General features: G+C 68.7%; 2 protein-coding genes and 1 pseudogene. 1 reads left to right on the top strand and 2 read right to left on the bottom strand.

What is annotated here, in order from left to right:
- Positions 1-1,339: O-linked N-acetylglucosamine transferase, SPINDLY family protein (locus ACWDD7_RS37550; RefSeq protein WP_450460698.1), on the top strand; the 1,339-nt coding region annotated here is incomplete at its 5' end.
- A 242-nt stretch (positions 1,340-1,581) separates the two neighbouring features.
- On the opposite strand, the gene ACWDD7_RS37545 is transcribed toward ACWDD7_RS37550, so the two are convergent.
- Complete coding sequence (locus ACWDD7_RS37545) at positions 1,582-1,878, bottom strand: flagellar protein FliT (RefSeq protein WP_039346848.1); 297 nt, start codon at positions 1,876-1,878, stop codon at positions 1,582-1,584.
- A 28-nt stretch (positions 1,879-1,906) separates the two neighbouring features.
- Positions 1,907-2,335, bottom strand: a pseudogene (gene fliD, locus ACWDD7_RS37540) (flagellar filament capping protein FliD); the annotation flags it as partial.
- Positions 2,336-2,425: the final 90 nt, after the last annotated feature.

Here is a 2,425-nt window from a genome sequence, read left to right as displayed (position 1 = left end):
CGGGGAACCGGGTGTACCTGCCGATCGCGGACTGACCGACGCGCGGACGAGCGCCGTTTTGGACCGGAACCCCGGGGCGGCGCTCGGGACGGGTGTCAACATGTCGAGTTCGCCCGCGTTCGAACCGCAGGAGTGGGTCGCTGAAGCGCGCCGCTACGGCGAACATCTCGAGCGCGACGCGCACCCGTTCGAGCACGACCGCGCGCAGCGCGTCGCGCAGGCGCAGGGGCGGCCGCTGCGCGTCGGCTTCGTGTCGGGCGACCTGCGGCAGCACCCGGTCGGCATCTTCCTTGAAAGCGTGCTCGCGCGGATCGACCGGTCGCGCATCGAGCCGCATGCGTATGTGACGTTCGTCGGCGAGGACGACGTGACCACGCGGCTCAGGCCGAACTTCGCGAGCTGGAAGAAGGTGGTCAGCCTGGGCCGCGAGGAGGCCGCGCAACTGATACGCGACGACGGCATCGACATCCTGATCGATATGGCAGGACACACCAACTGGAGCGGCCTGCCGATCTTCGGGCACAAGCCCGCGCCGGTGCAGGCGAGCTGGCTCGGTTTCTTCGCGACGACCGGTTGCCGCGCGATCGACTATTTCATCGGCGATGCGCATACGCTGCCGGCCGACGAGGCGCATCACTTCACCGAACGGCCGTGGCGGCTGCCGGACAGCTACCTGTGCTTCACGCCGCCGCCGTACGATGTCGCGGTCGGCCCGCTGCCGATGGCGGCTCATGGCGGCGTCACGTTCGGCTGCTTCGGCAAGCTGATCAAGATCAGCGACGCGGTCGTCGCGCTGTGGTCGCGCATCCTGCACGCGCTGCCGGACGCACGCCTGCTGCTGAAGGCCCATGAACTCGGCGCCGGCGACGTGAACCAGGCGACGCTCGACCGCTTTGCACGGCATGGCATCGGCCCGGAGCGGCTGATCCTCGAAGGCGGCTCGCCGCGTGCGGAGTATTTCGCCGCGTATAACCGCATCGACATCGCGCTGAGCCCGTTCCCGTACCCGGGCGGCACGACCACCGCCGAAGCGCTGTGGATGGGCGTACCGGTGCTCGGGATGAAGGGCAGCCGGTTCGTCACGCACATTTGCGAGAGCCTGCTGCATGCGGCAGGCATGGGCGACTGGATCGCGGAAGACGAGGCGGCGTACCTCGCGAAGGCCGTTGCGTTCGCGCGCGACCGCGACGGGCTGGCGACGCTGCGTGCAACGCTGCGCGAGCGCGCGCTGGCGTCGCCGCTGTGCGATGCGTCGCGCTTCGCACGCAACCTCGAGGACGCGCTGCACGGCATGTGGGCCAGCTACGCGGCCGGCGACACGGCACCCCGGGACGCGTGACGAGCGGGATCGCGCCGCGACTGAAAGCCGCGTTCGCGCATTGTCGGGCCGGGCCGCCCGGGATGATCGACGCGGCCGTCGAGCGGGCGACGCGGGCGTAGCCGGCGCGATCCGGCTCGCGCTCCCGCCTGCAGGCGAAAAAAAAGCCGCATTGAAGCGGCTCGACGGTACGGCGACAACGGACCGCTCGACTGGCGGCGTCTTTTAATTCGAAATGCGTGGCGGGCAAGACGCCCGGCCGGTCACAGCATGCCAGCCTTCTGGTACTGGCTCGCGGCCTTGATCCGCTCCTGGGACTGCGCGAATTCCGCAGCCAGGCGGTCACGGTCCGTCTGCGCATGCTCGGTGATCGACGCGTCGATCGCCATGATCTGCCGCACGCGGTCCAGTGCCTCTGGCGTCTGCTCGCCGGACAGGTTCATCAGCAGCGGCGAGCGTTCGTCGACGAGGGCCGCGACGCGCACCCAGTCGCGTGCGTCGGCCGCCGACTGCATGGCGCGGGTTAGGTCGAAGGCGCGGGACAGGGTGTCGTTCGTCATGGTCAGTTCCGTTCGGTGCGGTTGCGACTTACTTGTTGGTGGCCATCGCGCCGGCGCTGTTCTGGCCGCCGAACAGCTGGGTCAGGTAGCGGGTGTTGTTCGCCATCTGCGCCATCAGCGTGTTCAGCGCGGTGAACTGCGCGGTGTACTGCGTGGTCAGCTGGTTCGAGTAGGTCTGCAGTTGCGTGGCCTGATTCTGCACGCTCGTCAGGTCGGCATTGATCGCGGTGGTGCGCTGGTCGATCAGGCCGGACGTCTGCGTGTACGTGTTGATGTTCGCATTGAGCGCCTGGGCGATGCCGTTCGTCTGGTTGAAGATCGCCGCCACCGCGGAACCGTTCGACTTGAGCGCGGTGGTCAGCGCGGCGGTGTCGACCGACATCGCACCGGTCGAATCCACGTTGATGCCGATGCTGCCGAGCGCATAGGTCGTGCCGCCCGTCGTGACGCCGCTGCTGAGCGTCCCGCGGCGGCGTCGAAGTCCGCGACGGTCACGGTGGAGTGGCTGGTCGAGGGAACGTGCACGTGCGCTCCTGCATCACGGGAC

The organism is Streptomyces sp. NPDC001056, from assembly GCF_053598955.1.
Note: the sequence above shows the minus strand (reverse complement) of the source record. Positions and strands in the feature narration are given on the sequence as shown.

Coding starts and splice junctions, on each gene's coding strand:
- ACWDD7_RS37545 (WP_039346848.1), bottom strand. CDS start 1,878: ATGACGAACGACACCCTGTCCCGCGCCTTCGACCTAACCCGCGCCATG.